At 64.9% G+C, this 5292-nt stretch carries 4 protein-coding genes and 3 pseudogenes; 3 read left to right on the forward strand and 4 right to left on the reverse strand.

The features are described from left to right. The 3 genes and pseudogenes from Q427_RS36975 to Q427_RS36985 all read right to left on the reverse strand — a co-directional run. Nucleotides 1–816, reverse strand: a pseudogene (locus Q427_RS36975) (DNA translocase FtsK); the annotation flags it as partial. Nucleotides 817–1337: 521 nt separating this feature from the next. After that, nucleotides 1338–1811 (reverse strand): hypothetical protein, encoded by a 474-nt coding sequence (locus tag Q427_RS36980; protein WP_051496448.1) that lies wholly within the window; start codon nucleotides 1809–1811, stop codon nucleotides 1338–1340. Then, nucleotides 1805–2325 (reverse strand): annotated as a pseudogene (locus Q427_RS36985) (DNA translocase FtsK 4TM domain-containing protein). Before Q427_RS36985 ends, Q427_RS36980 begins: the two are co-directional and overlap by 7 nt. A gap of 247 nt (nucleotides 2326–2572) precedes the next feature. Here Q427_RS36985 and aat point away from each other — a divergent pair. From aat to infA, 3 genes are all read left to right on the forward strand, one after another. Beyond that, nucleotides 2573–3316: a leucyl/phenylalanyl-tRNA--protein transferase gene (gene aat / locus Q427_RS16315; RefSeq protein WP_051496451.1), complete on the forward strand. Its 744-nt coding sequence runs from the start codon at nucleotides 2573–2575 to the stop codon at nucleotides 3314–3316. Between the two features lie 12 nt (nucleotides 3317–3328). Next, the gene (locus tag Q427_RS16320; protein WP_043515853.1) at nucleotides 3329–4084 is read left to right on the forward strand and encodes an arginyltransferase; all 756 of its coding nucleotides are present in this window, start codon (nucleotides 3329–3331) and stop codon (nucleotides 4082–4084) included. 158 nt (nucleotides 4085–4242) lie between these two features. Next, the gene (infA, locus tag Q427_RS16325; protein ID WP_010627817.1) at nucleotides 4243–4461 is read left to right on the forward strand and encodes a translation initiation factor IF-1; all 219 of its coding nucleotides are present in this window, start codon (nucleotides 4243–4245) and stop codon (nucleotides 4459–4461) included. Between the two features lie 108 nt (nucleotides 4462–4569). Here infA and Q427_RS16330 read toward each other — a convergent pair. Continuing rightward, a pseudogene (locus Q427_RS16330) lies at nucleotides 4570–5292 on the reverse strand (AAA family ATPase); the annotation flags it as partial.

The following is a 5292-nucleotide window of genomic DNA, read 5'->3' on the forward strand; positions in this document are numbered from 1 at the left end:
GTCGAGCTTGCCATTGAAGCCGGCGATGTTGCGCACCCCCATGGCCGCCATCAGCTTGTAGCGGCGCTCCATCTCGGCCACACACCAGCGCAGCGAATTGGCGGCCTCCTTCATGTCGGTGACCACCGGGGCCAGCAGGTGCGGGATACCGTCATAGACCGAGAGTTCGAGCATCTTGGGGTCGACCATGATCAACCGCAGCTCCTCGGGCGGGGCCTTGAGCAGCATGGAGATCAACATGGCGTTGACCCCCACCGACTTGCCCGAACCGGTGGTGCCGGCCACCAACAGGTGGGGCATCTTGCCCAGGTTGGCAACGACGGGACCACCGCCGATGTCCTGGCCCAGCGCCATGGTCAGCGGCGAGGCCTCCTGCTGGTAGCGATCGGAATCGATCACCTCGCGCAGGCGGATCATGGCGCGATGCGGGTTGGGAATCTCGATGCCCACCGTCGGCCGACCGGGGATCACTTCGACCACCCGCACGCTCTTGACCATCAGCGAGCGCGCCAGATCCTTGGCCAGGTTGCTGATCTTGGATACCTTCACCCCGGCAGCCGGCTTGATCTCGAAGCGGGTGATCACCGGGCCGGGCCAGGTATTGACGACCTCGGCCTTGACGCCATACTCGCGCAACCGGGTCTCGAGCAACTCCGCCATGTCGGTCAGCTGCTGCTCGGTGTAGTTCTGCTGATGCGGCTCCGCCGGCGTCAACAGGCGCAGGCTCGGCAGTTCGCCATCCGGTTCCGCCAACTCGTCGAACTGCGGACGCTGGCTCTGCAGATGCTCCACCGTCCATAGCGTCGGGCCTTCAGGCTGAGCCGCCGCGGCACGGGCCTGCTCGGCGGTGGCGACACGCCCATCGGCTTGCGGCTCCCCGCTCGGCTCGACACTGTCAGGCTCGTCTGCCCGGGGCTCCGGAGGTGCGATTCCCTCTCTTGACGCCGCCGCCTGCTGCCAGGCTCGCAGGCCGGCCGCCTGATCCGGATAGTCCCCGGACCGTTCGGACTCAGGCTTGGTCTCAGGTTCGGGCACGGCCGGGCCACTCTCATTCTGGTCATCGACCAGGCTGTCCCAATTGAGACGCGGCTCCTGCGTCTCCAGGTGTTCATCGGGCTGCCAGTCACTGAGCCCCGGCTCACGACGTGATGTATCCGTCGCCGCTGCCCTCCCCTGCTCGGGCCTGGATCCCGCTTGGTCAGCGATGGAGCTCCCCGCCTCGGCTTGAGCATCCCGCCGAGCGCTCCCGGCTTCGGCCCCATCGGTCTTCGCCTCCTGACCCTCCGTGGCCCGTAGCGGCATGGAAACCGATGCCGGCTCGTCATGACGGCTGGCACTCAGGGGGTAGGAGTCCGCAGCAACCGCACCAGCCGCTGGCACGCCCCCCAGGGAGGCTCCGGGGGAGAAGCTGATGCCGAGCCAGTGGCATGCCCATGCGCAGCGTCACGGGCGGTATAGGCGGCTTCAGGCCGCTTTGCCGATGGCGTCCGCTCGGGGACTTCCCAGGGAATATCGGTTTCACCATCGTCGCCGAAGCCGGATGATAGACTGGGCTCACGGGATGCCGCACTGCCGACGGCAGGCTCCACCCCACCGCCCCAGGGCAGCAGGCGGCGCCAACCACGCCGGCCGGGTGACGATATACTCTGGCCATCGTCCATCTCCGGTTCGTCAAACGGCTCCTCGTCGACCTGCTCATCGCGCTCGGCACGACGCAACTCCTGTCGCTCCCGGACCAGGCCGAAGGGCGTGGCGGCCCAGCGCCAGAGTTGCAGGGCACGATGCCCCAGCTCGTCCATCACCGTCAGCATGAAAGACCGGTGAACAGCGGAAAACCGCAGAGCATCGCCGACAGGGCTAGAAGCCCCGTGCCACCGGTGTCCACCAGGGGTATCAGGGCCCCCACCAGCCCCTCGCCAAGAATCCCCCCGGATGCGTAGGGCAGTTTGCTTTCGGGACTATAGAAGTGCAGTGCGCCAAGCGTTGTCGTCCCCAGCAGCAGCAGGACCAGCCCACCCAGGCGTACCGCCACCCCCGTGGCATCCCACTCGATGTGAACCTTGCGTGAACGGATCAGCCACCAGCCGGCGAACCCCAGCATGCCGGGCCACCAGAGGCACTGGCCCCGAACAGTGAATAGAGCACGTCGGATAACCAGGCACCGATGGGCCCCATCCAGTTGTCGACATCGGTCTCCGGCCCGCGATGGGACCAGCCGGGGTCTGCCGGCTCATAGCTGAACAGTGCCAGCAGCAGGAACACACAGCCCGCCAGGAGCAGGATGATCGCACCTTCGCGGGCTGCGCCGTGCAGGTGGAGTCTCATGCGCCGTGCCGTCTGCCGGGCATTCTCCGCCGTCGCGCGCCGGGGCACGCTCTTTTCCTTTGCACTCAACTCGCCAACCCCCTCGCGCCGCACCTGGCGGCGCCTTTCAGAAGCATTCGTATTGCCGGTTTCAGCCGTTCATCATACCGGGAGAGCAGGCCCCGGCACAGTAGCCATGGACGTTGCTTGAGCAAGAGTCGCTCCAGCGTCAGACTAGATATACCTTCACGACAAGGAGCACCGCACCATGCTGCCCTGGCTTCCCGAACAACCGGTGAGCTTCCCCCCCGTGTCACAAGCGCTGCGTGACCCGGATGGGCTGCTGGCGGCAGGCGGCGCGCTGACGCCCCAGTGGCTGCTGGCGGCCTATCGACGCGGCATCTTTCCCTGGTACAGCGACGACCAGCCCATCCTGTGGTGGAGTCCGGACCCTCGCATGGTGCTCTTTCCCGACGCCCTGCGCATCAGCCGCAGCCTGGCCAAACGGTTACGCAACGCCGATTTCCGGGTAACCTTCAACCGCGCCTTCGCCGAGACCGTCGACGCCTGTGCCGCCCCCAGGCCTGGCCAGCCCGGCACCTGGATCACCACGGAGATGCGTAGCGCCTACCTGTCTCTGCACAGGCTGGGTTATGCCCGCTCCGTGGAGGTCTGGCAGGGCGAGCGGCTGGTCGGCGGCCTCTACGGCGTGGCCCTGGGTCCGGTGTTCTTCGGCGAGTCGATGTTTTCGCTGGCACGGGATGCGTCCAAGGTGGCGTTGGTCCATCTGGTCCGTGCCATGCAGCAAGGCAACGGCCGGCTGATCGACTGTCAGATGCATACCCGCCATTTAGCCAGCCTGGGGGCTCGCGACATCGCCCGCGCCGATTTCATCGGCTATCTTGAAGAGTGCCTGGCGAAACCGACTTCAACCGGCGACGACCATCGACTACCCGATTGGCCGCTGCCCGAAGACGACCCCTGCGCCGAGACCACATCCGCTTTCACATAGGGAGCGACCGACGTGAGCAGCAATACGCCTCAGCATCCGGTACGGGATCTGCGCTTCTTCCTGACCGTGCCTCATGCCTGCAGTTATCTTGAAGGCCACGAGGCAACAACGCTTTTCCTGGACCCTCAGGAGTCCCACAGCCAGGGCGTCTACGATGCGCTTGCCCTGCTCGGCTTCCGGCGCAGCGGGCGTCACCTCTATCGCCCCCACTGCGAGGGTTGCAGCGCCTGCCTCTCGGTTCGCATCCCGGTGCATGACTTCCAGCCCAGCCGCAGTCAGCGCCGTATCCGCCGACGCAACGCGGACCTCCGCCTGATCGAGCGACCCGCGCAGTTCGATGCGGAACACTATGCCCTCTACGAACGCTATATTTATGCTCGCCACAGCGACGGTGACATGTTCCCGCCAAGTCACGAGCAGTACCGTACCTTCCTGACTCTGGACGAAGCCTACTCACGGCTGCTGGAATTCCGGCTTGGCAACCGGCTGCTGGCCGTATCGGCCTTTGACCACCTGGAGCATGGGCTATCGGCCATCTACACCTTCTTCGATCCCGACCCAGAGTGGTACCGCCGATCACTAGGTGCCTATGCCGTTCTCAGCCTGGTACAGGAGGCATACCGGCGGGACCTGCCCCATGTCTACCTTGGCTACTGGATCAGGAACTGTCGCAAGATGGCCTACAAGGAGGCATACCAGCCCCTGGAGATACTCGACGGTCGGCATTGGCGGCGCACACTGCCTACCGCAAATGCGTCATCGAAGTAAGGCCTTCTTTGCCTTGACGCCCAGCTTGCGGCACAATACCGCGCTATCCGTCGGCACAGCGGCCTGCCTGCTGTCGCCGAGTGAGGCTTCGGACCGTGCGGAACGGTCATAATGGAAGTCGTCGAGATCATCGTAACCATCAGCGAGGAACCGCCTATATGGCACGTGAAGACCATATCGAAATGGAAGGCGTCGTCGTCGATACCCTTCCCAACACCACTTTCCGCGTCGAGCTGGAAAATGGCCACGTCGTGACGGCCCACATCTCCGGCAAGATGCGCAAGAACTACATCCGCATCCTCACCGGTGACAAGGTCAAGGTCGAGCTGACCCCCTACGACCTCACCAAGGGACGTATCGTCTACCGCTCACGCTAATCGCGCTTCGCGCACGAGCCCGACTCCTCAGCACCACGGCTCCCTGCACACACGACAACGCCCCGTCCGAAGACAGGGCGCTGTGTCGAGCGGGCGCCAGGGCGCCCATCAAGGAGCGTCAGCCAACTCCGCCTCCGTGGACAGGTGCAGTTCTCCCTCTTCCACGCTGACGTGCACGATCCCGCCATGCTCCGCCAGCTCACCGAACAGGATCAGCTCGGCCAGCGGCTTCTTCAGCCGCTCCTGGATGATACGGGCCATCGGGCGCGCACCCATGCTCGGATCGTAGCCCTTCTCGGCCAGCCAGTCGCGAGCCTCCATGTCCACATCCAGCTGGACCCGCTTCTCGTCGAGCTGCGCCTGCAGCTCCACCAGGAACTTGTCCACCACGCTGCGCACCACGGAGGTTGGCAGGGAGTGGAACTGGATGATCCCATCCAGCCGGTTGCGGAACTCCGGCGAGAAGGTCTTGCGAATCACCTCCATGGCATCGGTGGAGTGGTCCTGGGACTGGAAGCCGATGGAGCGCCGCGCCTGCTGCTCGGCCCCTGCGTTGGAGGTCATGATCACGATCACATGACGGAAGTCCGCCTCACGCCCGTTGTTGTCGGTCAACCGTCCGTGGTCCATGACCTGCAGCAGCAGGTTGAAGACTTCCGGGTGGGCCTTCTCTACCTCGTCGAGCAACAGCACGCAATGGGGCTGCTTGGTGATCGCCTCGGTGAGCAGACCGCCCTGGTCGTAGCCGACGTAGCCGGCGGGCACCGATCAGCCGTGACACGGTGTGGCGCTCCATGTACTCGGACATGTCGAAACGCACCAGTCGATGCC

The organism is Halomonas sp. BC04, from assembly GCF_000568385.1.

Coding starts and splice junctions, on each gene's coding strand:
- aat (WP_051496451.1), top strand. CDS start 2,573: ATGCTGCCCTGGCTTCCCGAACAACCGGTGAGCTTCCCCCCCGTGTCA.
- infA (WP_010627817.1), top strand. CDS start 4,243: ATGGCACGTGAAGACCATATCGAAATGGAAGGCGTCGTCGTCGATACC.
- Q427_RS36980 (WP_051496448.1), bottom strand. CDS start 1,811: ATGCTGACGGTGATGGACGAGCTGGGGCATCGTGCCCTGCAACTCTGG.